Below are 24,952 nucleotides of genomic sequence, written 5' to 3' on the forward strand. Positions count from 1 at the left end.
TCGATCTCGACCCGCTGCAGGCCGCGGAAGCCCAGTAACTTACTGATACGGCTGCGCTTGATGCTGCCGTCATCGCGGATCAACGCCGCCGGCTGGCCCGCCTTGATGGTGCCGTTGTGAATGCGGCCGATCATGATCCTGCCGAGAAAATCGCTGTAATCCAAGGTGGTCACCTGCAGCTGCAGGGGTTTCTCTGGATCCCCAACAGGCGGTGGAACGTGGCGCAAGATGGCGTCAAAGAGCGGCTTCATCGTGTCGCTCTCGGTTTTCATGTCGGGCTTGGCATAACCGCCCATGCCACTACCAAAGAGGTAGGGAAAATCGCATTGATCGTCGTCAGCGCCAAGTTCAAGAAATAGGTCGAGCACCTTGTCGACGGCAACTTCCGGATCGACCCGGGCCCTATCAATTTTGTTAACAAACACGATCGGACGGAGGCCTTTTTCGAGAGCCTTCTTGAGCACAAAGCGAGTTTGGGGCATGGGCCCCTCATTGGCATCAACGATCAAGAGACAGCCATCGACCATTCCCAAAACCCGCTCCACCTCACCACCGAAATCAGCGTGGCCGGGGGTATCAACGATATTGATCCGTATGCCTTCGTAATCAACAGCGGTATTTTTTGAGAGAATGGTGATTCCCCGTTCCCTTTCCAGGTCGTTGGAATCCATCACACAGGTGGGCACCGCCTCTCCTTCGCGGAAAATGCCCGACTGCCCGAGCAGGGCGTCTACCAGGGTTGTTTTGCCATGGTCAACGTGGGCGATGATCGCAATGTTGCGAATCGGCGTGCCAGTGTGTGCGCCGCTACTCATAGAGTTGAAAGCTTCTTTTAAAAGAAATATTGGCCCCGCCTCCAGATGAGGCAAATTTGTGGCCAAGGTTAAACCCTAACCCACCCTGCCCTGCCTTGCCCCTGACCCAGCCCACAGCCCCCTGTTCAGCGGGAAAGACGCTGGGCCGGCTCGAACACCTTGAGGGCCTCGGCACTGCCCTCGAATCGCCAGTGCCAGGGTTCATAACTCACCCCCTGGGGGTTGTCCCGCGGAAATGAGAGGGTGAAGTGGTAGCGGGCCCCATGGGCCTGAAGCCAGGCAAAGGCTGCTGTCTGATCGAATGAGGCCGCCAGGTTGGTTGCCGGCTCGCTCCCATCGCCCAGATCCACCGCATAGCCGGTGCTGTGTTCGGAAAAGCCGGGGGGAGCGCTAACCATGGCCCTTTCCCTGGCGCTCTGGCTGCGTTCTGCCTTCACGTCAAAGAACAACTCCTTCTGGAGTCCCACTGGCCGGAAAGCACTCAGTACCACCAGACGCACCCCGTCCTGCGCGGCATCGCGCTGCATGGCCAGCAGGGGCCCGGCCGCATCACGGTGCAGGGCCAACCCAGGGGCCACCGAAGCCAGCTCAGATTCTGGAAGCTCCGCGTAGGGGAAGTGGCCCAACAGGCGACCATCCGGACCCATCCGGGCGTCGAGGCCACTGACGGGAGGCAAGCCGAGCAGGTCCACCAGAAACCTGGGCCGCAGAGCCAGCAACCCGCCAAGCACGATGAGCAGGCTGGCACTGCCGATGCTCAGGCGCAGAAGCCAACGGTTGGTTCGACTCGCTGGTGGGGCTGTCCTTCGGGCGACAGGTATGTCGTCCACCGCCCGGGGACCCGCAGCCGAAGAGCGACCGGAACCACTGGGGTTGCGAAGGTTCACGCGGCTCCCCCCACTGGCACCTATCAACCGCCCGATCTGATGCGGATCCTAAGTGGGCAGGGCTGGGGGGTCGCCGGCCACCCAAGCAGCAGTGTTAGCTTCAAAGCAACATCCTTCCTGGCGGAGCGGTTTTCCGATGTTGCGTGTGGCAGTGGTGGGTGGCGGACCCAGTGGTTCCTGTGCGGCTGAAGTGCTGGCCAAGGCCGGGATTCAAACCTGGATCTTTGAGCGCAAGCTCGATAACGCCAAACCCTGTGGGGGCGCCATTCCGCTCTGCATGGTTAGCGAATTTGACCTGCCCGAGTCGATTATCGATCGCAAGGTGCGTCATATGAAGATGATTTCCCCCTCAAACCGGGAGGTGGATATCAATCTTGAAAACCAAGATGAATACATAGGCATGTGCCGCCGCGAGGTTCTCGACGCCTACTTGCGTGAACGGGCCTCCCAGCTTGGCGCCCAACTGGTGAACGGTCTGGTGACCAAGATTGAAACCGGCACCAATCGCCAGGGTCCTTACACCCTCACCTACTCCGACTATTCCAGCGGCGAGGCCACTGGCCAGTCGAAAAGCCTGGAGGTGGATCTGATCGTTGGGGCCGATGGCGCCAACAGTCGCGTAGCAAAGGCCATGGATGCTGGCGACTACAACGTGGCGATCGCCTTCCAGGAACGAATTAGGCTGCCTATAGAGGAAATGAAGTATTACGAAGATCTCGCCGAGATGTACGTAGGTACCGATGTTTCCCCAGATTTTTATGCCTGGGTCTTCCCCAAGTACGACCATGTGGCCGTGGGCACCGGCACCATGCAGCAAAACCAGAGCTTGATCAAAAGCCTCCAGGTAGGCATTCGCGAACGGGCCAAGAAGCGTCTGGTCAACGGCGAGGTGATCAAGGTGGAGGCCCACCCAATCCCCGAACATCCCAGGCCGCGGCGGGTTGTGGGTCGCATGGCCCTGGTTGGCGATGCGGCCGGCTACGTGACCAAGAGCTCCGGCGAAGGGATTTATTTTGCCGCTAAGAGCGGGCGCATGTGCGCCGAGCAGATTGTCGAAGCCAGCTCCGCTGGCAGCAGGATTCCAACAGAGCAGGACCTCACACAATATCTAAAGAAATGGGACCGGAAATACGGAGCCACCTACAAAGTGCTGGAGATTCTGCAAAATATTTTCTATCGCAACGACGCAGCCCGCGAAGCTTTCGTCGAGATGTGTGACGACAAAGATGTTCAACGGCTTACATTTGACAGCTATTTGTATAAGCGTGTTGTCATGATGAATCCCTGGCAGCAACTCAAGCTAACCCTCCTCACCCTGGGTTCGGTGCTCAGGGGCAATGCCCTGGCGCCCCAGGGCTACAAGCCAGTCAGCAGCGCAGTTCGGGAAGATGCCGAGGTCAACGCCATGTTGGCGGTGAGCAGCATCAAGGGAGGCATCAAGGTGGCTGGCCAAGTGCCCCGGCCAGAGCCGGGCAAGACAGATCAGGAGCGTGAACCTGTGCTGGCTGCCAAGTAGGCAGCCAGCCAGAGCCCGCTCAGCCGCCTATCCGGCTGAAGTCGGCCAGCACCGAGGCCTGATTGCGCAGCACGGCCAACAGATTGAGTCTGTTGGTGCGCACGGCTTGATCCTGGGCCATAACCATCACGCTCTGCGGGCCATCGAAAAATTCCGCCAGGGCGTCCGCCCCAGCGGCTAGACCCCGGGCAAGCTGGCCATAACGTTCAGGCGAGCCGGCCAGGGCTATCGGTTCAAGGGCGGAAAGAACGGCGAGCATGGCCGACTCGCTCTCCTTTTCGAACAGGTCGGCATTGACCACCCCGTCGGCACTGAGCACGGTGGTGCTGAGCTCAGAGTGCTCCGCCAGCCGGGTGGCCCTGGTAACTACCGCCTGAACGGACGTCAGCTCGCCGCTGCGGCGCAACTGCACCAGCAGGGCCACCCGCTGCCGCGCGTCCTCAGGGTCCCCCAGCACCCTTTGCAGCGCCACGGTCTCGCCTGCGGCGGCCTGCACCAGGTCGCCGTCCATGCCGTCCTCTTCCAGCAGGGTCAACAACCTCTGGCGCAGGAATTCAACCAGATCGTGGGCGAGGGCCTGCGGCTCTACGCCAAGGTGGGGCAGCAGCTGGGCCCAGTGGGGGGCACAACGCTCCAGCAGGGCGTTCAGGTCCAGCCGCCAGCCCCTATCCCAGAGAATCTGCAGCAGTCCCTGACCGGCGCGGCGCAGGGCGTAGGGGTCGGAGGAGCCCGTCGGTCGCTCTCCCTTGGCATAGATGCTCAAGAGCAGCTCCAGCCGCTCAGCAAGGGCCAGCACAGCGCCGGCAGGGGAGCTGGGCAGGCCATCTCCTGCTCCCCTGGGCAGGTAGTGCTCCAACACAGCCAGGGCGACGCCACGGGGCTCCCCCTCGGCCAGGAGGTACTTGCCGCCCATAGCGCCCTGCAGTTCCGGGAACTCACCGACCATCTGGCTCACCAGGTCGTGCTTGCAGAGGTGGGCGGCCCGGCGGGCCAGCTCAGGAGAGCCAGCCGGGAGCTCCAGCTGCTGGAGCAGCACATCGGTGCACCATTCCAGCCGTTCGGTGCGCTCCAGCAGGCTGCCCAGGCCTGCAGCGAAGGTGACGCGGGCGAGCTGGTCGCGGCGGTCAATACTGGCCACGGCGCGGTCGGCACTGACAAAGAACTCGGCATCGGCAAGGCGGGCCCTCAAGACCCGCTCATTGCCGCGGGCCACGGTGGCCGCCGCCGCGGGCAGGCCATTGCTGATGCAGAGGAAGCGGGGCAGCAGGCTGTTGCGGGCATCTAGGCCGAGGGGGTCGTTGCTGCGCTCCTGGCGGTAGAGCGGCACATAGCGCTGGTGGGACCGCATCACGGTGCACAGCACCTCGGCGGGGAGGTCGAGGTAGCGCTCAGCAAAGCGGCCTTCCAGCAGGGAGGGCGACTCGACCAGATCGACCAACTCCTCAAACAGGCTGTCGGGCAGGTCGGCATCTGCCTGGTGGGTGGCGGCGGCCTGGTCCACGGCAGCCCGGATCAGTTCGGCGCGGCGATCCCGATCCACCACGACCCCCGCAGCAGCCATGGCAGGGAAGTAGGCCTGGGCGCTGCCAATCGCTACGGCGGCGCAGTGGAGCCGATGGCCCCGGCTCACCGTGGTGGTGCTGATAGCCGGGTCGCTACCTACCAGGGAGAGCGGTATCGGCAGGGCATCCAGATAGGCCAAAAGCCAGCGGACGGGCCTGGAAAAGCGGATTTCCCCGGCGCCCCAGCGCATAAAACGACGTCCCTGAAGGGCAGCGAGCCAGAGCGGGATCTGCTCTGCCAGCACAGTCCCCGTCGGCAGACCCGCCGCGACACAGCGGGCAAAGACAAAGGGACCCTTGGGGGTATCGCGGCTCCGCAACGCCTCGGCAGCCACACCACATCGTCTGGCAAAACCCAGGGCCGCCGCGGTCGGCTGGCCGTCCTTCCAGCCCTGGGCCGAGGGAGGCCCCTTGCGCTCCTCTTCCAGGTCTGGCTGGCGCTCAGGCAACCCTTCGACCCAGACCACTAGCCGCCGCGGCGTGCTGGTGCAGCGGATCTGGCTGGAACTCAGCCGCAGGCTGGCCAGATCGCGGCCCACCAGTTGCTGGAGCTGGGGCAGGGCCAGCCGGGCAAAATCGGCGGGCATTTCCTCGGTGCCGATTTCGAGCAGGAAGGTCGACAAGGGGCCAGGGCAAACCAGCGCGACTGTATTGAACGCCGTTCGCTAACTTCAGGGTCGTCGAGCGTTGTGCCCAGGACCCGATGCCAGATGTCATGGACGGATCCAGTAGTAGCCAAGCTTCTACCAGTAAGCCCCCGTCAAAGCTTTCTTCAAAGACCCCGTCCAAATTTGAACAGCTCAAGACCAACAGCGGCCACCTGAAGGAGCCGCTGCTCGGGGAACTCGGCAACGAAGCTCCCAATTTCAGTGATGGCGCGATCCAGATCCTGAAATTTCACGGCAGCTACCAGCAGGACAACCGTGACAACCGCCGCAAGGGGGAGGAAAAGGATTGGCAGATGATGTTGCGGCTGCGCAACCCCGGCGGCCGGGTTCCAGGCGGGCTCTATCTGGCAATCGACGAGCTGGCCGACAGGCTCGGCAATGGCACCCTGCGCGCCACCACCCGCCAAGCCTTCCAGATGCACGGCGTCCACAAGGAAAACCTCAAGGAGGTGATCGGCACAATCGTGCGCCAACTCGGCTCCACCCTCTCGGCCTGTGGGGACATCAATCGCAATGTGATGGCTCCAGCCGCACCCTTTGAGAAAGGTGCCTACCCGGCCGCCCGCCAGCTGGCCGATGACATCGCCGACCTCCTGACCCCCCAGGCAGCCGAAGGCTCCTACCTCGACATCTGGGTGGACGGCGAGCTCAGTTACCGGATCAAGCCCAGCAACAGCGTTAAAGCAGTCAGGGCACGGCAGCTGGAGGGCGGAGTTTTCAGCGGCGACAGCAGCGAACCTCTCTATGGGGCCACCTATCTGCCGCGCAAATTCAAGGTGGCCGTAACCGTTCCCGGGGACAACTCGGTCGACCTGCTCACCCAGGACATCGGCCTGGTGCTGTTCTGCGATCCCCAAGGCAGAGCCAAGGGCTGCAATGTCTACGTGGGCGGTGGCATGGGCCGCACCCACAACAAGGAGGAAACCTTCGCCCGCACGGCCGACCCCCTCGGCTACGTAGCAAGCGAACATCTGCTCGATCTGGTGCAGTCGATCCTGGCCCTGCAGCGCGACCACGGTGACCGGGAGCAGCGGCGCCATGCCCGGATGAAGTATCTGATCCACGACCGCGGCGTGGCCTGGTTCAAGCAGGAGCTCCAGGCCGGTTATTTCAGCCATCCGATCAAGCCCCTGCGGCAAGAGCCCAAGGGCAAGCTCGAGGATTACCTCGGCTGGCACCGCCAGTCCAAAGGCCTTTGGTTTGTCGGCTTGCCGGTGCTCAGCGGACGGCTGGCCGGGGAGCTCAAAGCCGGCCTGCGTCAGCTGGTGGCCACTTACAAACTCGAGGTGCGGCTCACCCCAAACCAGGACGTGCTGCTCTGCAACATCGGCACGGCCCAGCGCTCAAGCGTGCGCGAGGCCCTGGCGGCTCTGGGTTACGAAGCTCCTGAACAGACCGCCCCCCTGGCGCGTCACGCCCTAGCCTGTCCTGCTCTGCCCCTCTGCGGCCTGGCAGTGACCGAGGCAGAGCGGATTCTTCCAGCGGTGCTGGAGCGACTCGACACCCTGCTGCAGCGCAATGGCATCTCCAAGTCGGTGCTAGTGCGCATGACCGGCTGCCCCAATGGCTGTGCCCGCCCATACATGGCCGAGATCGGCCTGGTGGGCAGCGGAGTCGACCAATACCAACTGTGGCTCGGTGGCACCCCCAACCTCAGCCGTCTGGCGGAGCCCTACCTTGAAAAAATGGCGCTAGCCGATTTGGAAGTCACCCTGGAGCCCCTGCTGCAGGCCTGGCAAGGGGCCGGCGGGCGCAGCAGCCTGGGGGATTTCGTAACCAAGAGTGGCCGCCCGGCAGTTGATGCCTGGTTAGCTGCCGGGCTTCAAACTTCCGAGCCCTCCTCTTTGCCCACCCGGCCGTAGCGGGCCTGGCTGGCACCACTGCGCCAGGCCCACAGCTGGTCTCCCCAGCTGAAGTGCCACCACTCGTTGGGATGCTGGACAAAGCCTCCTGAAGCCATCGCCTCGGCCAGCAATTGCCGGTGCCGGTGCCAGCAAGCCGCCTCCCCGCCCGGATCTAGCCGGGCGGCGGCGGCATGGAAGGCCGGCTCCGATATGGGCCCGATTGCATCGATGGCGCCACCCATGGGCAGGGGCGCTCCGCAGGCATTCGCCAGGGTAAGGTCCACCGCCGCACCAGTGCTGTGGGGGGGCGGCGTGGCGGGATCCCCACTCGGGGGCGCCCAAAAACGCCCCACTTCAGTGGCCACCAGGGCCCGCTCCGGCGAATCGGCATCGGGATCAACGCCGAGGCGGCGGCATTCAGCCACCAGGGCGTGGCGCACCATGAAGCGCTGCACCGCCAGGGGACGCCAGCCATCAAAGATGGCCAGGCGCAGGTCTGGGTGCTCCAGCTGCAGGGCCTGCTGCGCCTGGAGCAACCGATCCACCACCCCGCTGCGCAGCAAAAAGGGATTGCCATCGGGGCCGTAGGGCGCCCCCAGGGCCAGGTAGGGATGGGGTTCCAGCCGCCACAGGGCCCCAGCTATGGGCAGCAGCGGCTCAGCGCAGTCGTGGATCGGAATCGGGCTCCAGGGACGCAGGGGCATGGCGGTCAATTGAGGCGGGCGGCCTGGTCCATCTGGCGGCGCCGTTGCTCGTCCAGGGCCTGGGCCAGACCCGGGTGGGCCTGCAGGCTGGGATCGGCCTGGGTGATTTCCTGGGCCACGGCCCGGGCCAGTTCCAGCACGTCGCCATCGTCGGTGAGGCTGGCCAGGGCGAGATCGGGCAGGCCCGACTGACGGGTTCCCAGCACCTGGCCCGGCCCCCGCAGGCGCAGGTCCATCTCGGCAATCTCGAAGCCGTCGCTGGAGCGCACCAGCAGTTCCAGGCGCTGGCGGGCCAGCACGTTGCTGCTGTCGTTGATCAGCAGACAGTGGGAGGCGGCCGCCCCCCGGCCCACCCGGCCGCGCAGCTGGTGCAACTGGGCCAGGCCGAAGCGCTCGGCATGGTCGATCAGCATCACGCTGGCCTCGGGAACATCCACACCTACCTCCACCACCGTGGTGCTCACCAGCACCTGGGTGTCACCGGCGGCAAAGGCAGCGATGGCAGCCTGCTTGTCGGCGCTGTTGAGCCGTCCATGCAGGAGGCCGACCCGCAATTCGGTAAACACCTCTTCCTTGAGCTGGTGATAGACCTCCACGGCCGAGCGCAGGTCGAGTTTTTCAGATTCTTCCACTAGGGGCAGCACCACATAGGCCCGTTGGCCCAGGGCCACCTGTTCGCGGATCAACCCATAGGCCCGCTGCCGCTGGCTGCCCTTGAGCAGGACGGTGCGGATCGGCTGGCGCCCGGGAGGCAGACCATCGATCTGGCTGACGTCGAGGTCGCCATGCACCGAGAGGGCCAGGGTGCGGGGGATCGGCGTGGCCGTCATCGTCAGCAGGTGGGGCTGGAGCCCCTTGGCCAGCAGGCGATTGCGCTGGCGCACGCCGAAGCGATGCTGTTCATCCACCACCACCAGCCCCAGGCGGTCGAACTGCACCGGGTCTTCCAGCAGGGCATGGGTACCCACCAGCAATTGCAGCTGGCCATTGGCCAGGTCTTGTAGCAGGGCCCGGCGCCGGGGGGCGGGGGTTGAGCCGGTGAGCAGGGCCGAGCTGACATGGAGCTGGGGCAGCCACTCACCCAGCTTGCGGTAGTGCTGCTCGGCCAGCACCTCGGTCGGGGCCATCAGGGCCCCTTGACAACCGGCCTCGATGGCGCAGAGCAGGGAGGCCAGGGCGACGACGGTCTTACCGCTGCCCACATCGCCCTGCACCAGGCGGGCCATCGGCTGGGGGCGGGCCAGGTCGGCCCGGATTTCGGCCAACACCCGCTCCTGGGCCTGCGTCAGCGCAAAGGGCAGGATGGCAAGGAAACGCTCCACCAAGCACTCCCCACCGGGCAGCAACAGCAGGGGTGGGGCCTGGCGCTGACGGAGTTGATGTCGGCGCTGGGCCAGAGAGAGCTGGAGCAGCAGAAATTCATCGAATACCAACCGGCGCCGGCTGGCCTGCAACTGCTCCTGGTTGGCCGGGGCATGGATCTGGGTGAGCGCATCGGCACGGCCTATGAGCCCCTGGCTGTGGCGGATCGACTCCGGCAGGGGGTCAGGCCAATCCCGCAGCAAGGGCAGCACCGCTGCCACCACCTGGCGCAGACGGTCGGCCCCCAGACCCTCGGTGAGTCCATAGACGGGCAGCATTCGGCCGATGGCGCCTGAGCGCACCGGCGCCTGGGCCGACTCCAGAACCTCGATCAGGGGATCCTGAAATGCCGGGCCGTAGGCAGTTTCCTTGACCAGCCCACTGACGGCGACGGTGGCCCCGGGCGGATACTGGCGCTGCTGGGTTTTCAGCCAGCCGGGGCTCGAAAAACGCTGGCCGGCAAAAAAACGGCTGACCCGGATACGACCGGTGCAGTCGACAAGTTGCAACTCCAGAATCGAGAGGTTGGGATTGCGGGGGCTGGCAAAGGCGTGGCTGCGGCGCACCGTGGCCACGATCGTGGCGGTGCGCCCGGGCTCCAGGCCAGCGATCCGCACCAGATTGGCGTAGTCGAGGTAGTCGCGGGGGTAGTAGTGAAGGAGGTCGCGCGCCAGCAGCAGGCCCAGCTGGGCCAGCCGGCTGGCCGTCTTGGGGCCGACCCCGGGGATCTCGGCGAGGGGTGTATCGGCATTGAAGTTCCTGACAGCCGCAGCCTTGCCGCCTGGCTGGCTGGCTGGCTGGCTGGCTGGCACCAGCCGCAACCGGGGTGGGGCCACGGCCAGCACGGGGCGATGGGCCTGGCGCAGGGAATGCAGGCGCTCCCGGCATTGGCGCACCAGCGACTGGCGTCTGGCGAGGGAGAGCTCGTCATAGCGGAGGAAACCCTCGCGCAGGGCAAGCACCCGCTCCAGCTCCGCCGCCGGCAGCCCCTGGGGCCCCTGCTGCAACTGCTGGGCCAGGAAGGCACTGAAGCAGCTCTGTCGCCCCTTGAGGTTGGCGAAGCCCCGGGCGGCCTCCAGCTCCAACGCCTGCTGCAGGGGCTGCAGCCAGGGATCTAGGGCGGCAGGCTCGGCGCTGGCGGGGCTGGGTTGATGTCCTGCAGCCACAACTGTTCCGCCTCGAGCGCCTGAACGCGCCGCTGGGTGCGGCGATAGTGCTGGGCCATTCTGCGCACCTCCTGGACATGCTGCTGGATCCGGGTGCGGCAGGTGCGCAGTTTGGCGAGCTCGAGTTCGAGATCCGCCGGCCGCAGCAAAACCGCCATGGCCTCAATGCGACCCAGGTCGGGTTCCATTCCCAGTGGCAGCGGCAAGCGCAACAGGTTGGCTGGGGCTTCCACCAGCTCAAGCTCACCGGCGAGGGCAGCATCCAGCAGGTTCAAAGGCACCACGGTGCGGCTGATGCCAAGCCGCAGCAGCTCTCCATTGAGGGCATAGGAGAGGTTGCGCAAGCGACGACTGAGGGCCAGCTCGAAACCACCGATCCAGGCCAAAAGCTGATCTGGGGTGGTTGGCAGCCCCTCCCCATCCCATGGAGTGGGAGCGGGGGGAGGGGCCTTGCCCTGCCAATCCTGGAATACCTCAGCCAAAACCGAAAGCATGGAATCCTGACCGCCATGCCCATCGCTTTCCCCATCGCCATCGCCCTCCCCATCGCCATCGCCCTCCCCATCGGATTCGGCGGGCCCAGCTGACTGGGTGCGCTCACCCCGGGGGGTAAGGAAATCTGACGCTATCGGCAAGGCCATACCCAGGTGGACCGAGCCCTCTGGCCCTTGTTCGGGCCATTTCTCTGGCGCTTTCTCTGGCCCTTCCTCCTGCTCGGCCCCGAACTCGGCGATCGAGTCGAGCACCCGGCGCCGCTGGCTGCGCCGCTCCCGTTGCTGCTGCCGGGCGATCTGGGCGGCGTGACCCACGACCCGCTCCAAGCTGAGCAGGCCGTTGGTGCGCTGCACCAGCTGGACAAACCGCCGATGCAACAACTGGCGGCTGGACGGCTCCAGGCCGCCGTAGCGATCGGGGTAGACCTGGGTTGCCAGATGGAAGCAGGCCTGCTGGACCGCCGCCAGCAAGCCATCGCGCAGCACCTGGAGGTAGAGGGCCAGGTGGTTTTCCAGCTTCGGATTGGATACCAGCAGCTGACTCTCCAGCTCCTTGAGCTGGCGAGCTGCGGCCTCCAGAACCAGCAAGGAGCGCCCGCTCAGCTGGCCTGGGACATCGCTGCCACCTCAGCGGCGAAATCAGCTTTCTCCACCTCAATGCCCTCACCGAGGGTGAAGCGGTTGAAGCGCCGCACCTGGATGTTTTCGCCCACCTTGCCGGCCACCTGCTTCACCATTTCGGCCACGGTGACGGAACTGTCCTTGATGAAGGGTTGGTCGAGCAGGGCCAGTTCCTTGAGTCGTTTGCCAATGCGACCCTCAACGATCTTGACCTTCATCTGGTCTGGCTTGCCCGCCAGGTCATCGCGACCCATCTCAATGGCCTTCTCACGATCGGAAACCGCCGCGGGGATCTGGTCCACGCTCACGTACTCCACGCTCGGGCAGGCGGCAATCTGCATGGCCACGTTGCGCAGCAGCTCTTGGAAGCCTTCGCCCCGGGCGACGAAGTCGGTTTCGCAGTTGACCTCCACCAGCACACCGACGCGGGCGCCGGTGTGGATGTAACTGCCGATGGCACCTTCGGCCGCAACACGGCCAGACTTCTTCTCAGCGGTGGCAATGCCTTTCTGGCGCAGCCATTCGACGGCCTTGGAGGTATCGCCGGAGCATTCCGTGAGGGCCTTCTTGCAGTCCATCATTCCTGCGCCGGTTTGGTCGCGCAGTTCCTTGACGAGCTTTGCCGAAATCTCAGCCATGGGGGGATGGGGAACGGAAATCAAAGAAAAAAGGTGTTGGAGGGATCAGCCCTCCTCTTCACGGCCCTGGTCATGGGCACCCTGACGACCTTCGTTGATCGCATCAGCTAGCCGCCCGAGCACCAGCTGTACCGAGCGCACGGCGTCGTCGTTGCAGGGAATTGGCACGTCGCAAAGATCGGGGTCGCAGTTGGTGTCAAGCATCGACACCAGGGGAATATCCAATTTACGCGCCTCGAGCACGGCGTTGGTTTCCCGGCGCTGATCCACCAGCACCACCACGTCTGGCAGCCGGCGCATGTTTTTGAGGCCGCCGAGATATTTCTGGAGCCGCTCGAGCTCGCGGCGCAGCACCGCCGCTTCCTTCTTAGGGCGCAGGGCAATGGCGCCTGAGCTCTCCATCCGCTCAAGGTCTTTGAGACGGTCGATGCGGGCCCGCATGGTGGTCCAATTGGTGAGCATGCCGCCCAGCCAGCGCTGGTTGACGTAGGAGGCTCCGCAGCGGTTGGCCTCGATGGCGATCACCTCAGAGGCCTGCTTCTTGGTGCCGACGAACAGGAAGCGTTTGCCACTGCGGGCGGCGCTGCGGGTCCATTTGTAGGCGTTGTTCATGCAGACTGCTGTCTGCACAAGATCGATGATGTGAACGCCGTTGCGCGCGCAGTAGATGTAGCGCGACATCTTCGGGTTCCAGCGACGGGTCTGGTGCCCGAAGTGGGCGCCCGCCTCCATCATTTCGGAGAGAGTGACGACAGCCATGGTGGGGTGTGGGGGGTTTCGGGTTTGCCTCCACCTGCCAGGGATCCGAAGCTGTCAAACCGGCACGGATGGCCGGTGGGAAAACTCGCTCGGATCACCCGAAACACGCAGGTGTGCGGAATGATTGGAACTTGCTCACCCTATCAAATCGGGCTGCTTTGAACCTTGGTGGCAGCGAGGATCCGGGCCTCAGCAAACAGGCTCCTGACCCCGAGGCGATTGAGTGGCAGTCGCAGCAATTCCATCGCCATGGCGGCCTGGCCGCCGCGGATCAGCAAGGCGAGCAGGGGCCTCAAACTGCGCTCGTTGAGCAGGCCACCCAGGGTGAGAAGCTCCCAGAGCAGCAGATGCAACCAGGTGTACTGGACGATGAATCTCACCCGCAGGGTGGGGTGCTTGAGGAAAAACACCAGGCCCATTTTCGCCCGCTCCCGCTCCACCCGAATCAAATCGGGAATCTGCTCCAGCCGCAGGGCCGGATGCCAGTGGTAGCCCACCGCCTCGGGGCAGCGCACCAGCACAACGCCCAGCCGGCGCAGCCGTTCACCGAGTTCGAGGTCTTCCCAGCCGTAGAGCCGGAAGCGGGTGTCGAACAGGCCCGCCCGCTCCAACAGCTGGCGCTCAATGGCCACGTTGCCCGTGGCGAAATAGGCGAAGGAGAGATCGCGCAGCTTGTGGGGCTCGCCGGTGGGCTGGTCAAAGTTGGCCGTGTTGATCACTGCGCCGTAGGTGAAGCAGGGGCGATGACCGGGCCGGCTCCAGTGGCGTTGCAGGGCCTGGGCATGGCAACTCAGGAAGCTGGGGGTGACCACCAGATCGCTGTCGATGAAGACAATCACATCGCCCCTTGCCCCTTGCACCCCCCGGTTGCGGGCTGCAGCGGGCCCCCCATGCTCCTGCCTGATCAGCCGTAGGTGGGGCAACTCGGCTGCGTGCTCAGCCAGCCAGCTCAAGGTGGCATCGGTGGATCCGTCGTCCACCAAAACCACTTCATAGCCGCTGATTGGGGCGGCCAGCTGCTGATCTTCCAGGGCCAGCAGACACTTGCGCAGGATCGGCAGCCGGTTGTAGGTGGGGATGACGACGCTCAGGAACATGGGTCGCCTGGAGGGCTGAACAAGAAAAAAGGGATCCCTGCGGATCCCCCAAGCAAGGCGCTAGATGCGCTGATCAATCAGCGGCGCCACCGTTGTTGGCGGTGCCGGTCACGCCATTACCGGCGCCCTCGCCCCGGCCGTCGTTGCGCAGCTTGCGCTTCTTGAACTTGCGGGCGTAGGCGCGGTTGCGCTCCTGCTTTTCCTTCTTGAGATTTCTGCGCTTGGACATGCGGGAGGCAACCTGGGGTGGGTCAGTTCACAAGCCTAATCAATCGCATAGGCCCCCTGGCTGAGCCGGCCATCCTCCATCTGCACCAGGCGGTCGGCCACATCGAGAATGCGGGGATCGTGGGTGACCATCAGCACGCCGCAGCCCTGGTCCTTGGCCAGGCCCTTGAGCAGCTCCACCACCTCGCGACCGGTGCGGGAATCGAGCGAGGCAGTCGGTTCATCCGCCAGCAGCAGCTGGGGCCTCGCCGCCAGTGCCCGGGCTATGGCCACCCGCTGCTTCTGGCCTCCGGAGAGATCGTGGGGCAATTTGTCCAGGTGGTCCTGGAGGCCAACGGCGCGCAGCCATTCGCGAGAGCGGTCGCGCCGGGCCCGATAGCTGAGGCCCTCGAGTAGGTCGGCGCCCATCTGCACGTTCTGCTCTGCGCTCAAGCAGCGCAAGAGGTTGTGACCCTGGATGATCATGCCGATGCGACGGCGCAGGCGCAGCCTGGCGGCAGCGCTGGCACCCCGCAACTCCTCGCCGAACACCTGCACCGAACCCTCCTGAACCTGGCGCAGGGCACCGATCAAGGTCAGCAGGGTGGTCTTGCCACAGCCGGAGGGCCCCGTCAGCAGCACCACCTCCCCGGCCTCAACGCTGAGACTGATATCAATGAGCACCTGGCGACGCATGGCGCCGCTGCCGAAGTGATGCTTCAGAGCGCAGAGGCGCAGCATCGGGGCCATCAGAAGATCTCCGCCGGATCCGCATCGGCCAGCTTGCGCATGGCCAGCAGGGCCGAACCCATACACATCACCAGAATCATGATGAAAACGGTGAGGGCCCTGGTGGTGTCCATCGTCACCGGCAGCTGGGTGGCGTTGCGCACCACCAGGTAGAGCCCCTGGCCGGCCGCGTAGGCCGGCAGGTAGCCGAAGGTGGCCAGCAGCAGGCCCTCGCGCGCCACCACCCCAAGCAGGCTGGTCAGCCTGTAGCCCATGGCCATCAAGGTGGCGTATTCGGGTAGGTGGTCACTCACATCGGAGTAGAGGATCTGGTAGACGATCACGCAGCCCACCACAAAACCCATGGCGGCGCCGAGGGTGAAGATGAAGCCGATCGAGGTGCTGGAGCGCCAGTAATCCTGCTCAAAGGCAATGAAGCCGTCCTTGGTGAGCACGGTGACGTCGGCGGGCAGCCGCCGTTTGAGCCGAGCCGCCACTTCAGCCGGAGCTGAGCCTGGCGTAAGCCGGATCAGGCCCACCTCAATGCTGCCGGGCGGGGTGTTGGGCAATAGGCGCAGGTAGGTTTCGTGGCTGGTGAGCAGGTTGCCGTCGGCGCCGAAGGAGGTGCCCAGCGCCACCAGGCCCGCCACCCGCACCCGCTGACCACTGATTTCACTTTCCACGGTGCGGCCGGAGCGGAACCAAGCGGCCACCGGACCGAATTCGGGCCGGGAGAGCTCGTCGAACAGCACCCGGCCCCGGTCTTGCAGCAACTTCGCCTTGCGGGCCAGGGAAGGATCGGTGAACAGGGGGTCGGCTGGCTCAAAGCCCAGGGTGAGAATTGAGCGGGTGGCGCGGTTTTCAGGATTGCGCCAGAGCAGCAGGTTCCAATGCACCGGCGTGATGCCAACCACGGCGGGATCGGCCATGGCCTGCACCAGCCGGCGCCGGGGGAACCCCGCCATGCTCACCGAGCTGCTGGAGCGGGGGCTGATCAACACCAGATCGGCATCGAGCAGGCGATGGATCGTCACGCTGGCATCAAAGAGGCCGTCGCGGAAGCCCAGCTGCATGAACATCAAGATGCCGGCAAAGGCAATGCCGGCCAGGGCCACCAGCAGGCGCATCGGCTGACGGGTGAGCAACAACCAGGCCAAGGGGATGCGGCGGCCCTGCCACAGGCGGGCAAACATCAGCGACCTGGCGGAGAGTTGCCGGCCCCGAGGCGGGCAATCACCTTCAGGCCAGTCAGGGCACGCACCCGCTGGCTATCGGCTGGGGCAAGGGCCACCCGCACCTCGACAATGCGGGCATCGGCGTCGCCAGTGGGGTCGGTGGAGAGCAGGGTGCGTTGCCTCACCTGGGGACTGATCCGGATCACCCGACCCTGGAGCTCGCCCTGGAAACCTCCGTTTTCGCTGATCAGGGCGACCGGCTGGCCGGGACGGACTCGGCCCACATCGCTTTCGTAAACCTCAACCAGGGCCTGCATCCGGCTGCTGGCCCCAAGCTCGAGCACGCCGCTATCCCCAGGCCGCTCTCCCACCCGGGCGTGCAACTTCAATACGGTGCCGCCAATCGGAGCTCGCAGCTCGGTGAGCTCGAGTTCTCTAAGAACCTTCTGCAGCTCCAACCAGGCCTCCCGGCGCTCCCCCTGGAGGGCGAGCAGGGCCGTTTCCCGGGTGTCCAATTCGCCGCTGGGTATGGCCCCGGAGCGGCTCAGGCTGCGATAGCGGTGGATGTCTCGGGTCTGCACCGCCAGGCGCTGGTCGAGATTGCCAATTCGGGCGGCGAGCAACCCCTGCTGGGCACGCAGGCTGGGGCCCGAATCAAAGCTGGCCAGCAACTGGCCCTGGCGCACCTCATCGCCCTCCTCCACCAGCAACTGGCTGATCCGCGGACTGCTGCCAACGCCACTGATCGGCGCAGCCAGCACGCGCACATCCCCGTCGGGTTCCAGGCGGCCGAGGGCGGCCACCGCCTCTGGCCGGCCAGGCTGGACGGGAACGGCCGGGGGGGTGACCAGGGCAGGGCGCTGCTGGCGGGTGATGCCCACCACCAGTAACAGCAGCAAGACCCCGCCGCCAAGCAACCAGGCCCAGCTGGGCACGGCCCGGAGCGCCTTTTTCACGGAGCCGGCGGATCGTCGAAGAGCAGTTCCTCGATGTAGCGGTCGGCCCAGGCGGGGTTGAAGGCCTTCTCCAGCACCCTGCGGGTTTTGTCGTTTTGTTTCTGCTGCTTGCAATAGTGGAGCTGGCCCTGCCATCGCTCAACCGTAGCGGGATGCTGCGGCGGCTCGGCGCTGGCCGAATTGATTGCCGCCGTCAACACCTCCAGCAGGCCTGAAACCTCCGCGAGAAAGGCCGTTTCCTCCGCCGGGCTGGTGGGGCGCACAAAACGCACAAAGGGGGAAAAAATCGACCCCCAGCCAGGCAGCTCGCGCTCCTGGCTGAAGCCAACCCGGGGCCGGGCGGCGAGGGCGGCGCTGATGCCAGCCGGCAGGGCTGGCCCCACCGGGGAGAGATCGACGATGGCGGCGGAAACTCCGGCCGGGCCAGCCACGATGTCTGCACCGAAGATGGGCAGATCAAAACGCGGATCGGGGAAGAGCACGCAGTGCAGGATCTGCAAACCATTGCCGAGCCGGGCCGTCTCCAGGTGCAGCTTGCGCAGGCCGCGGCACTGGCGCAATTCATTGCGGATGAACAGGGCCTCGCCATCAAGACTGCCGCTGATGGCCTCAAGTTCGGGGTTGACCGCCAGGGGAGCCAGCTCGGGCAATTCTAGCCAGGCTTGGCGGATCAGCCCTGCCAGGCGATCCACCAGGGGGTGGATCCCCCCGGGGCTGGGAATGGCTGGATCCTGACGGGATGGGGCAGCGGAACTCAAGGGGAGATGGCAGCCAGCAGAATGCAGATCCTGCCACGTATCTAAGCCTTGACATCGGCCCCGACCGCACCCCAGTTGCCAGGCCTGGCCGAGCCCACTGAGCTCCAGCTGGCCAACGGCGCCACGCTTGTCCAGCTGCCGCTGGCCGATTCTCCCCTGGTGTGTCTCGACTTCTGGTGCCGGGCCGGCAGCATCTTTGAGAAAGCCCCGGAAAGCGGTCTGGCCCACTTTCTCGAGCACATGGTTTTCAAGGGCAGCCAGCGGCTGGGTCCGGGCGAATTTGACCTCAAAATTGAGGCGATGGGCGGCAGCAGCAATGCCGCCACGGGCTTCGATGACGTGCACTACCACGTGCTGGTGCCCCCCGAGTCGGCAGCCCAGGCCCTGGAGCTGCTGCTGGATCTGGTGCTCCATCCCAGCCTCGAACCCCGGGCCTTTGAAATGGAGCGCCAGGTGGTGCTGGAGGAGCTGGCCCAAAGCGAGGACCAGCCCGACGAAATCGCCCTGCAACAGCTGCTCCGGCTGGGCTGTCCTGGCCATGCCTACGGCGAACCGATCCTGGGGCGCCGCGAGCTGCTGGCCGCCCAGACGCCCGAAGCCATGGCCGATTTCCACCGGCGTCTCTACGGCGCCAATCGCTGCGTACTGGCCCTCTGTGGGGGCGCAGACTTCCTGCAGCTCAAAGAAGGGATCGCTGCCAGCGCCCTGGCCCAACTGGGCGCGATCGACGAACCGGCGCCGCCGCCAGCCCTGGCGGTGCAGCCCGGGCTGCACCGGCTCACGGTGCCCCGATTGGAATCGGCCCGGCTGCTGATGCTCTGGGGCCTGCCCCCGGCTAGCGATCTCCACGGCGTGATGGGAGCAGACCTGCTCACCACAGTGCTGGCCGAGGGGCGGCGCAGCCGGCTGGTGGAGCGGCTACGGGAGCAACTGCGCATTGTCGAGAGCATCGAACTAGACTTGCACGTGATGGAGAGCGGCAGCTTCGCCCTGCTGGAGGCGATCTGCGAAGCCGATGAACTCGGCGCCGTGCACCGGGCCATCGCCCAGGTTTGGGCAGAGCTCCAGGAGCAGGGCTTGACCAAGCCGGAGTGGCTGCGGGCCCAGCGCCTAGTGGCCAACGGCTATCGCTTTGGCCTGGAGGCCGCGGGTGGACTGGCCGGCCTGATCGGCAACAACCGGCTTTGGGGGCGGCACCAGGCCCTGCCCCTGCCTCTAGCTGAAATCGAGAGCTGGAGCAGCCAGGATCTGCTGGGCCAGGTGGTGCCCCTGCTGGATCCAAGCCGGGCCTGCGTACTTGAAGCGGTGCCGGCATGACCAGTCAACTGGTCAGCTGGCAGAGCACGGAGCTCACGGGGGGGCTGCCCCTGGTCTGGCAGCGTCGGCCCGGCCCGGAAATTGTGGCCAGCCGGCTCTGGATTCGGGGCGGCAGCAGCGCCGATCAGCCGGGGCAGCGGGGAGCTGCCCAGTTGCTGGCAGGGTTGATGACCAGGGGCTGTGGTGACTACGGCGCCGATGCCCTGGCCGATCTGGTGGAGGGCCGAGGCGCGGCCCTGCGCTGCGAAGCCAGTGAAGACAGCCTGGTGCTGAGCCTCAAATGTGCCAGCAGTGACGCAGAGCAATTGTTGCCGCTTTTGGTGGCGATGGCGCGGGATCCCTGGCTGAGCCAGAACCAATTTGAGCTGGAGAGGGACCTCAACCTGCAGAACCTGCTGCGCCAGCGCGAGGATCCCTTCCAGTTGGCCCACGACCAGCTGCGCGGGCAACTGTTCGGCGGCGGCCCCTACGGCCACGACCCCCTGGGGGTGGAGCAGGAGTTGGCTGATCTGCAGAGGGAGCAACTTGCAGCGCTGGTGGCGCCCCTGGGGGCTGAGGGCGCCCTGCTAGTGGCCTGCGGGGATCTGCCCGCCCAGCTGGCCGAGAGCTTCAATGGGGCCCTGGGGCACTTTCCTTGGGCCACGGCCGCTCCGCGCTACGAGCCGGGACCGCTGGCCCCCGCCTGCGGCCAGCCCATCGCCCTGCTTGAACAGGACACCGAACAGCTGGTGCTGTTGCTCGGAGTCGCCACCGTGCCTCTGGGCGATCCCGATGCCCTGGCCCTGAGGGTGCTCCATGCCCACCTCGGCCTGGGGATGTCCAGCCGGCTGTTTATGGCCCTACGTGAGGAGCGGGGGCTGGCCTACGACGTGGGCGTTCACCTGCCGGCCCGGCGCGGCGCCACCCCGTTCATCTGGCACCTCTCCACCTCTGCTGAGCGGGCGGGGGAAGCCACCACCGCAGTGCTCGAGGAGTGGCAAAGGCTGCTTGAAACGCCACTCAGCCCAGGCGAACTGGCCCTGGCCAAAGCCAAATACCGCGGCCAGGACGCCATGGGGCGCCAGACCTGCGGCCAGATCGCCGATCGCCAGGCCCTGGTGCTCGGCCATGGCCTGGGCGCGCACTTTGTATCCGAGTGCCTGGATCGGGCCGAGCGGCTCGACGCCGAAACCCTGCTGGCCGTGGCCCGGCGGCATCTGGGGGCCCCGGCCCTCAGCCTCTGTGGTCCGCCCCAGGCCCTGGCAGCAGCCCAGCAGGCCTGGCAAAGCCATCCCCTTAACCGGTGAAAGCCAAGCTGGCTGGCTTCAGCTGGCCAGTCTTTAGCTGACCAATCTCAACTGACTCCTGTCAAACAAAAAAATCCCCCGGCGAAAGCGAACGGCCAGCTGGTTGCCGGCCTTGATCGCCGTCACCTCACCCACCTCGGCGGGATCCACCAGGTCGGGCGGACGCAGCATCGGCATCGCGTCAGCGGTTTTGAGATACCGGGGCTGGACCCTGAGCTGCACGCCTGCTCCCAAGTCGAACTGGTCCATGGACATACAAGCTGGTTTAAGGGTAGCGAGGCCGATGGCGTGACCCCCCAAAATGGATTCCAACCACGGGGGATGACTTGCGGGCCCTAGCCACCTGGAGCGGCGCAATCGCCGGTGTGCTGCTGATCCTGGTCGGTGGGCTGATTCAGGCCGCCGCCCCCCTGCCCGCCGGCAACGGCAGCTGGATGCTGGCAAACCTGCCGATCACCCTGCAGGTGCCCGCCCTGCTGGTTGCGGCCCTGGTGTGCGGCCCCCGCAGCGGCATGCTGGCGGCGGTCGCCTACCTGAGCCTGGGCCTGTTCCAGTTGCCGGTGTTCCAGGGCGGAGGAGGCACCGCCTACCTGCTCGACCCAGGCTTCGGCTACCTGGCTGGCTTCATCCCGGCCGCCTGGCTGAGCGGCAAGCTGGCCCGCCAGGCGGGCATGAACGACCTTGTCAACCTGTTTGGGGCAGCGGTGGTGGGGCTGGCGACGGTGCAGCTCTGCGGCCTCGCCAACCTCCTGCTGGGGGCCCTGGCCGGCCGCTGGGGAGCCAACCTGGGCCCCCTACTGATCAGCTACAGCCTCGCCCCCTTGCTGCCCCAGCTGCTGCTCTGCTGTGCCGTGGCCGTGGTGGCCCTGCTGCTGCGCCGGCTGCTACTGGTGGAACCATGAGAAGGCCCCGAGCCCTGGCCTTCGCCATTGCTGCATTGGTGGTGCTGCTCGACCAGCTCAGCAAGGCTTGGGCCCTCGCCCAGCTGCCGACCATCGGCACCAAAAACCTGTTGCCGGGGCTGCTCGCCCTGCAGTTGACCCACAACACGGGAGCGGCCTTCAGCCTGTTCAGCGGCAACCCCCAGCTCCTCGGCCTGGTGAGTCTGCTGGTGGCCGTCGGGGCGACCCTCTGGATCCGGCGCCAGGCGGCGATGCCCCTAGCCCGCTCCCTCGGGGTAGGGCTGCTGCTGGGCGGGGCGATCGGCAATGGCCTAGACCGCTGGCGGCTGGGGGCGGTGGTGGATTTCCTGGCCCTGGTGCCGGTGTCCTTTCCGGTCTTCAACCTGGCCGATGTGTCAATCAACCTGGCGGTGCTGTGTTTCGCCATCGAACTGCTGGGGAGCCATGGCCAACGCCAGCCTTGAAGGCCTGCGCCGCCGCTGGCAGAGGTTTAGCCAGCCGGCGACTGCCCAGCTGCGCATCCACCTGCCCGGCCAGCCCACCCGCCTGCTAGCCCTGCACGCAGGCGCCTATCGAATCGGTCGAGACAGCGACTGTCAGATCTGCGTGGATCACCAGGCAGTTAGCCGCCACCACGCCCTGCTGGAGAGGCGCGGGCCCCACTGGCTGCTGAGCGACGAGAACTCAACCAATGGGCTCTGGTGGCAGGGCCGGCGGGTGGGACAACTGCTGCTGCGCGATGGCGACTGTCTGCGGTTTGGACCCAGCCAGGAGGCGGGCCTACCCGAACTGGATTTTCAGATCCGGCCCCTGCCCCGCATGCAGCGGCTGCTGCGGGGGGCCAGCCTGGCCCTGGCGGCCGTGGCAGTGGGGGGGCTCAGCCTGCTGGGCCTGTCGGTGCTCCAGGTGCCGATCCGGGGCAGTCTCGCCACCGTGCGCGGCCCGCTGGTGCTCTACGACAGCAAGGGCAAACCCCTAACAACGGCCGATGCCTTGGAGCACCGGGAGCGCCAGGGCCTGCGCGACTACCCCGCCGTACTCATCGATGCACTGTTGGCCAGTGAGGACAGCCGCTTCTGGTGGCATCCCGGCGTTGATCCGGTGGGCACGGCGCGGGCCCTGGTGACCAACGTGCTGGGTGGGCAGGTTCTCGAAGGTGGAAGCACCCTCACCCAGCAGCTGGCCCGCAGCCTCTACCCCGACCAGGTGGGCCAGGGGGAAACCCTCGGGCGCAAGTGGCGCGAATTGCTGGTCGCCCTGCAGCTCGAAGCCCGTTTCAGCAAGCGCGACCTGCTGCTGAGCTATCTCAACAGGGTGTATCTGGGGGTGGGCTGGGGCTTTGAAGACGCCTCCCGCCACTACTTCGCCAAATCCGCCAGCGGGCTCGAGCTTGAGGAGGCCGCCCTGCTGGTGGGTCTGCTGCCCTCGCCTAATGGCTACGACCCCTGTTTCGATCCCCAGGCGGCCCTGGCGGCCCGCAATGGGGTGTTGGCCAAGATGGCCGAAACCGGACGCATCTCGGCGGATCGGGCCCGCCGCGCCAGGCGCAGCCCCTTGCGCCTCTCCCCCAAAGCCTGCGCCGCCAGGGCATCCCTGCGGGGGGCTCCCTTCTATTCAGACCAAGCGCGCCGCGATCTGATCGCCCTGGTGGGTGAGGAGGTGGCGGTCGAGGGGAACTTTTTGATCGACACCCACCTCGACCGGGGCCTGCAGGAACAGGTGGAACGGCTCTTGCGCCAGCGGCTCAACAGCAGCAAGGGGCTGGGGGTGGGGGAAGGGGCCGTGGTGGTGATCGACTACCGCTCAGGCGGCATCCTGGCCATTGCCGGCGGGCGGGACTATCGCCAGAGCCAGTTCAACCGAGCCTCCATGGCCCTCAGGCAACCCGGCAGCACCTTCAAACTGATTCCTTACTTGGTGGCCCTGGAGCGGGGCAGCAAACCCACAGACCGGATCAGCTGCGCTCCCCTGAGCTGGCGCGGTCAGACCTTTGCCAGCAGCTGTCAGGGCAGCCAGAGCCTGATCTCAGCCTTTGCCCAAAGCAGCAATACGGCCGCCCTGCGCCTGGCCCAAAGGGTAGGCCTGGAGGCCCTAGCGCAGAAGGCCCAGGATCTCGGTATTACCAGCCCGCTGGCGCCGGTTCCGGGGCTCGCGCTCGGCCAGAGCGAGGTGACCCTGCTGGAGCTCACCGCTGCCTACGCCGCCATCGCCAACGGTGGCACCTGGCATATGCCCACCACGATCCGCCGCCTCACCGACGCCGAGGCCTGCGCCGGCCAGGCCTCGGCCCAGTGCCGTCAGACGGCCACCCTGGCGGCGGGCCGGCGCGTGACCAGTAGCCAAACCGCCCAGACCATGCAGCAGCTGCTGCGTGCCGTGGTGCAGCGGGGCACGGGCCAGATGGCCAGCCTGGGGGGAGCGGAGGGGGGCAAGACCGGCACCACCAACTCCAGCCGCGACTTGCTCTTCGTCGGCTATGAACCCAGGCGCCACTGGGTGGTGGGGATCTGGCTGGGCAACGATGACAACAGTCCCAGCCGGGCCAGCAGCGCCCTTGCGGCAGGCCTCTGGGGCGAGATCATCCGCTCAACGCGGCCCTGAATTGATGCAACCCCTCGCGTGAAAACCCGCACCCGCCTGTGGCTCCTGGCCGGCCTGGCCCTGGTGGCCCTGATCGCCGTGGGGCTCGTGCTGCAGGGCATCAACACCCTCTACCTGCAGTTGAGCTGGTATCTGCCCTACTGGATAGTCCAGCCGGTTTTTCTGCTGATCTTTGCGGCTGGGGCCCTGTTGCTGGTGCAGGTGGCCTGGCCCTGGCTGCGGAGCGCCTGGGAGGCCAGGTCTCGGCCGGCAGCAGGGGTCAAGAGGCCTGCGCCGACCAACCGCCGCCAGGCAGCCGCCCAGAACCTGGCGGGCATCGACCAGACCCTTGAGCGGGTCAGGGATGCGGTGGAGCGGGAAACCCTGCAGCAGGAACGCAAACGGATGGCCGCTGAACTGGAGCGGGGCGACCTAGTGATCGTATTGTTTGGGGTCGGTTCGGCCGGCAAAACCTCCCTGATCCGGGCCCTGCTGCAGGAGCTGGTGGGTAAGGTTGGCGCCGCCATGGGCTCCACGGTTCAGAGCCAGCGCTATCGGCTGCGACTCAAGGGCCTGCAGCGGGGGGTGTGGCTGGTGGATACCCCTGGCATCCTGGAGGCCGGCGCGGCGGGGTTGGAGCGCGAACTCCTGGCCCGGGAGCAGGCCAGCAAGGCCGACCTTCTGCTGCTGGTGGTGGATGGAGACCTGCGCGCCGCCGAACTGGAGGTGTTCGACGCCCTGGCCAGCCTGGGCAAGCGCCTGATGCTCGTGCTCAATAAATGCGACCTGCGCGGTGAGCAGGAGGAGGCCCGCCTGCTGCAGCTGCTGCGCCAGCGCAGCCGCGGGCGGGTGGCCGCCGAGGATGTGGTGGCGGCCAGTGCGGCCCCCCAGAGCGTGCCGATGCCGGGG

At 66.0% G+C, this 24,952-nt stretch carries 23 protein-coding genes; 8 read left to right on the forward strand and 15 right to left on the reverse strand.

The features are described 5' to 3' along the window. A partial coding sequence (locus KBZ07_RS02595) for a GTP-binding protein (RefSeq protein WP_254930146.1) occupies positions 1–815 on the reverse strand: 815 nt, incomplete at its 3' end. Between the two features lie 125 nt (positions 816–940). Continuing rightward, positions 941–1,702, reverse strand: coding sequence for a D-alanyl-D-alanine carboxypeptidase family protein (locus tag KBZ07_RS02600; RefSeq protein ID WP_254930147.1), 762 nt, complete (start codon positions 1,700–1,702; stop codon positions 941–943). A 136-nt stretch (positions 1,703–1,838) separates the two neighbouring features. Between KBZ07_RS02600 and chlP the strand changes: the two genes are divergently transcribed. Next, the gene (chlP, locus tag KBZ07_RS02605; RefSeq protein WP_254930148.1) at positions 1,839–3,218 is read left to right on the forward strand and encodes a geranylgeranyl reductase; all 1,380 of its coding nucleotides are present in this window, start codon (positions 1,839–1,841) and stop codon (positions 3,216–3,218) included. Between the two features lie 19 nt (positions 3,219–3,237). Here the strand turns inward: chlP and glyS are convergent, their stop codons facing one another. Next, entirely contained in the window at positions 3,238–5,403 is a 2,166-nt protein-coding gene (gene glyS / locus KBZ07_RS02610; protein WP_254930149.1) for a glycine--tRNA ligase subunit beta, read from the reverse strand. A gap of 92 nt (positions 5,404–5,495) precedes the next feature. Between glyS and sir the strand changes: the two genes are divergently transcribed. Next, positions 5,496–7,310 (forward strand): sulfite reductase, ferredoxin dependent, encoded by a 1,815-nt coding sequence (gene sir, locus KBZ07_RS02615; RefSeq protein ID WP_254930150.1) that lies wholly within the window; start codon positions 5,496–5,498, stop codon positions 7,308–7,310. Here the strand turns inward: sir and KBZ07_RS02620 are convergent. From KBZ07_RS02620 to KBZ07_RS02670, 11 genes are all read right to left on the reverse strand, one after another. Next, positions 7,271–7,996, reverse strand: coding sequence for a M15 family metallopeptidase (locus tag KBZ07_RS02620; protein ID WP_254930151.1), 726 nt, complete (start codon positions 7,994–7,996; stop codon positions 7,271–7,273). The genes sir and KBZ07_RS02620 overlap by 40 nt on opposite strands. Positions 7,997–8,001: 5 nt before the next feature. Next, positions 8,002–10,524 (reverse strand): ATP-dependent DNA helicase RecG, encoded by a 2,523-nt coding sequence (gene recG, locus KBZ07_RS02625; RefSeq protein WP_254930152.1) that lies wholly within the window; start codon positions 10,522–10,524, stop codon positions 8,002–8,004. Next, positions 10,473–11,606 carry a hypothetical protein gene (locus KBZ07_RS02630; protein WP_254930153.1) on the reverse strand — a complete coding sequence of 378 codons (1,134 nt, stop codon included), beginning with the start codon at positions 11,604–11,606 and terminating at the stop codon, positions 10,473–10,475. The genes recG and KBZ07_RS02630 overlap by 52 nt, the downstream gene beginning before the upstream one ends. An 11-nt stretch (positions 11,607–11,617) precedes the next feature. After that, entirely contained in the window at positions 11,618–12,277 is a 660-nt protein-coding gene (tsf, locus tag KBZ07_RS02635; protein WP_254930154.1) for a translation elongation factor Ts, read from the reverse strand. A gap of 45 nt (positions 12,278–12,322) precedes the next feature. Beyond that, on the reverse strand, positions 12,323–13,036 hold the full coding sequence (gene rpsB, locus KBZ07_RS02640; RefSeq protein ID WP_254930155.1) for a 30S ribosomal protein S2: 714 nt from the start codon (positions 13,034–13,036) through the stop codon (positions 12,323–12,325). A gap of 143 nt (positions 13,037–13,179) precedes the next feature. Next, positions 13,180–14,133 carry a glycosyltransferase family 2 protein gene (locus KBZ07_RS02645; RefSeq protein WP_254930156.1) on the reverse strand — a complete coding sequence of 318 codons (954 nt, stop codon included), beginning with the start codon at positions 14,131–14,133 and terminating at the stop codon, positions 13,180–13,182. Positions 14,134–14,206: 73 nt separating this feature from the next. After that, positions 14,207–14,362 carry a hypothetical protein gene (locus KBZ07_RS02650; protein WP_011293689.1) on the reverse strand — a complete coding sequence of 52 codons (156 nt, stop codon included), beginning with the start codon at positions 14,360–14,362 and terminating at the stop codon, positions 14,207–14,209. Positions 14,363–14,397: 35 nt separating this feature from the next. Continuing rightward, complete coding sequence (locus tag KBZ07_RS02655) at positions 14,398–15,090, reverse strand: ATP-binding cassette domain-containing protein (protein WP_254930157.1); 693 nt, start codon at positions 15,088–15,090, stop codon at positions 14,398–14,400. After that, positions 15,090–16,262, reverse strand: coding sequence for an ABC transporter permease DevC (gene devC, locus KBZ07_RS02660; protein ID WP_254930158.1), 1,173 nt, complete (start codon positions 16,260–16,262; stop codon positions 15,090–15,092). Before devC ends, KBZ07_RS02655 begins: the two co-directional genes overlap by 1 nt. After that, positions 16,262–17,200: an efflux RND transporter periplasmic adaptor subunit gene (locus KBZ07_RS02665; RefSeq protein ID WP_254930159.1), complete on the reverse strand. Its 939-nt coding sequence runs from the start codon at positions 17,198–17,200 to the stop codon at positions 16,262–16,264. The genes devC and KBZ07_RS02665 overlap by 1 nt, the downstream gene beginning before the upstream one ends. Beyond that, positions 17,197–17,958, reverse strand: a complete 762-nt coding sequence (locus tag KBZ07_RS02670; RefSeq protein WP_254930160.1) for a phycocyanobilin:ferredoxin oxidoreductase — start codon at positions 17,956–17,958, stop codon at positions 17,197–17,199. Before KBZ07_RS02670 ends, KBZ07_RS02665 begins: the two co-directional genes overlap by 4 nt. 48 nt (positions 17,959–18,006) lie before the next feature. Between KBZ07_RS02670 and KBZ07_RS02675 the strand changes: the two genes are divergently transcribed. After that, positions 18,007–19,275 carry a pitrilysin family protein gene (locus KBZ07_RS02675; RefSeq protein WP_254930161.1) on the forward strand — a complete coding sequence of 423 codons (1,269 nt, stop codon included), beginning with the start codon at positions 18,007–18,009 and terminating at the stop codon, positions 19,273–19,275. After that, a complete protein-coding gene (locus tag KBZ07_RS02680) occupies positions 19,272–20,561 on the forward strand; it encodes a pitrilysin family protein (RefSeq protein WP_254930162.1) in 1,290 nt (429 codons plus the stop codon). Before KBZ07_RS02675 ends, KBZ07_RS02680 begins: the two co-directional genes overlap by 4 nt. A gap of 33 nt (positions 20,562–20,594) precedes the next feature. On the opposite strand, the gene KBZ07_RS02685 is transcribed toward KBZ07_RS02680, so the two are convergent. Continuing rightward, positions 20,595–20,810, reverse strand: coding sequence for an NAD(P)H dehydrogenase assembly family protein (locus KBZ07_RS02685; RefSeq protein WP_254930163.1), 216 nt, complete (start codon positions 20,808–20,810; stop codon positions 20,595–20,597). A 77-nt stretch (positions 20,811–20,887) separates the two neighbouring features. Here KBZ07_RS02685 and KBZ07_RS02690 point away from each other — a divergent pair, with 77 nt between their 5' ends. The 4 genes from KBZ07_RS02690 to KBZ07_RS02705 form a co-directional block, all read left to right on the forward strand. Continuing rightward, positions 20,888–21,463 carry a biotin transporter BioY gene (locus tag KBZ07_RS02690; RefSeq protein ID WP_254930164.1) on the forward strand — a complete coding sequence of 192 codons (576 nt, stop codon included), beginning with the start codon at positions 20,888–20,890 and terminating at the stop codon, positions 21,461–21,463. After that, complete coding sequence (gene lspA, locus KBZ07_RS02695) at positions 21,460–21,927, forward strand: signal peptidase II (RefSeq protein WP_254930165.1); 468 nt, start codon at positions 21,460–21,462, stop codon at positions 21,925–21,927. Before KBZ07_RS02690 ends, lspA begins: the two co-directional genes overlap by 4 nt. Further along, positions 21,908–24,064 carry a transglycosylase domain-containing protein gene (locus KBZ07_RS02700; RefSeq protein WP_254930166.1) on the forward strand — a complete coding sequence of 719 codons (2,157 nt, stop codon included), beginning with the start codon at positions 21,908–21,910 and terminating at the stop codon, positions 24,062–24,064. Before lspA ends, KBZ07_RS02700 begins: the two co-directional genes overlap by 20 nt. Before the next feature lie 18 nt (positions 24,065–24,082). Further along, on the forward strand, positions 24,083–24,952 hold an 870-nt coding region (locus tag KBZ07_RS02705; protein WP_254930167.1), incomplete at its 3' end, for an Era-like GTP-binding protein.

The sequence above is a fragment of the Cyanobium sp. BA20m-14 genome (genome assembly GCF_024346295.1).

What these genes read in the sequence shown, in the direction of transcription:
- sir (WP_254930150.1), top strand. Translation starts at nt 5,496, where the DNA reads ATGGACGGATCCAGTAGTAGCCAAGCTTCTACCAGTAAGCCCCCGTCA.
- KBZ07_RS02655 (WP_254930157.1), bottom strand. Translation starts at nt 15,090, where the DNA reads ATGGCCCCGATGCTGCGCCTCTGCGCTCTGAAGCATCACTTCGGCAGC.
- KBZ07_RS02680 (WP_254930162.1), top strand. Translation starts at nt 19,272, where the DNA reads ATGACCAGTCAACTGGTCAGCTGGCAGAGCACGGAGCTCACGGGGGGG.
- KBZ07_RS02620 (WP_254930151.1), bottom strand. Translation starts at nt 7,996, where the DNA reads ATGCCCCTGCGTCCCTGGAGCCCGATTCCGATCCACGACTGCGCTGAG.
- lspA (WP_254930165.1), top strand. Translation starts at nt 21,460, where the DNA reads ATGAGAAGGCCCCGAGCCCTGGCCTTCGCCATTGCTGCATTGGTGGTG.
- rpsB (WP_254930155.1), bottom strand. Translation starts at nt 13,036, where the DNA reads ATGGCTGTCGTCACTCTCTCCGAAATGATGGAGGCGGGCGCCCACTTC.
- devC (WP_254930158.1), bottom strand. Translation starts at nt 16,262, where the DNA reads ATGTTTGCCCGCCTGTGGCAGGGCCGCCGCATCCCCTTGGCCTGGTTG.
- KBZ07_RS02700 (WP_254930166.1), top strand. Translation starts at nt 21,908, where the DNA reads ATGGCCAACGCCAGCCTTGAAGGCCTGCGCCGCCGCTGGCAGAGGTTT.
- chlP (WP_254930148.1), top strand. Translation starts at nt 1,839, where the DNA reads ATGTTGCGTGTGGCAGTGGTGGGTGGCGGACCCAGTGGTTCCTGTGCG.
- KBZ07_RS02685 (WP_254930163.1), bottom strand. Translation starts at nt 20,810, where the DNA reads ATGGACCAGTTCGACTTGGGAGCAGGCGTGCAGCTCAGGGTCCAGCCC.
- tsf (WP_254930154.1), bottom strand. Translation starts at nt 12,277, where the DNA reads ATGGCTGAGATTTCGGCAAAGCTCGTCAAGGAACTGCGCGACCAAACC.
- KBZ07_RS02650 (WP_011293689.1), bottom strand. Translation starts at nt 14,362, where the DNA reads ATGTCCAAGCGCAGAAATCTCAAGAAGGAAAAGCAGGAGCGCAACCGC.
- KBZ07_RS02645 (WP_254930156.1), bottom strand. Translation starts at nt 14,133, where the DNA reads ATGTTCCTGAGCGTCGTCATCCCCACCTACAACCGGCTGCCGATCCTG.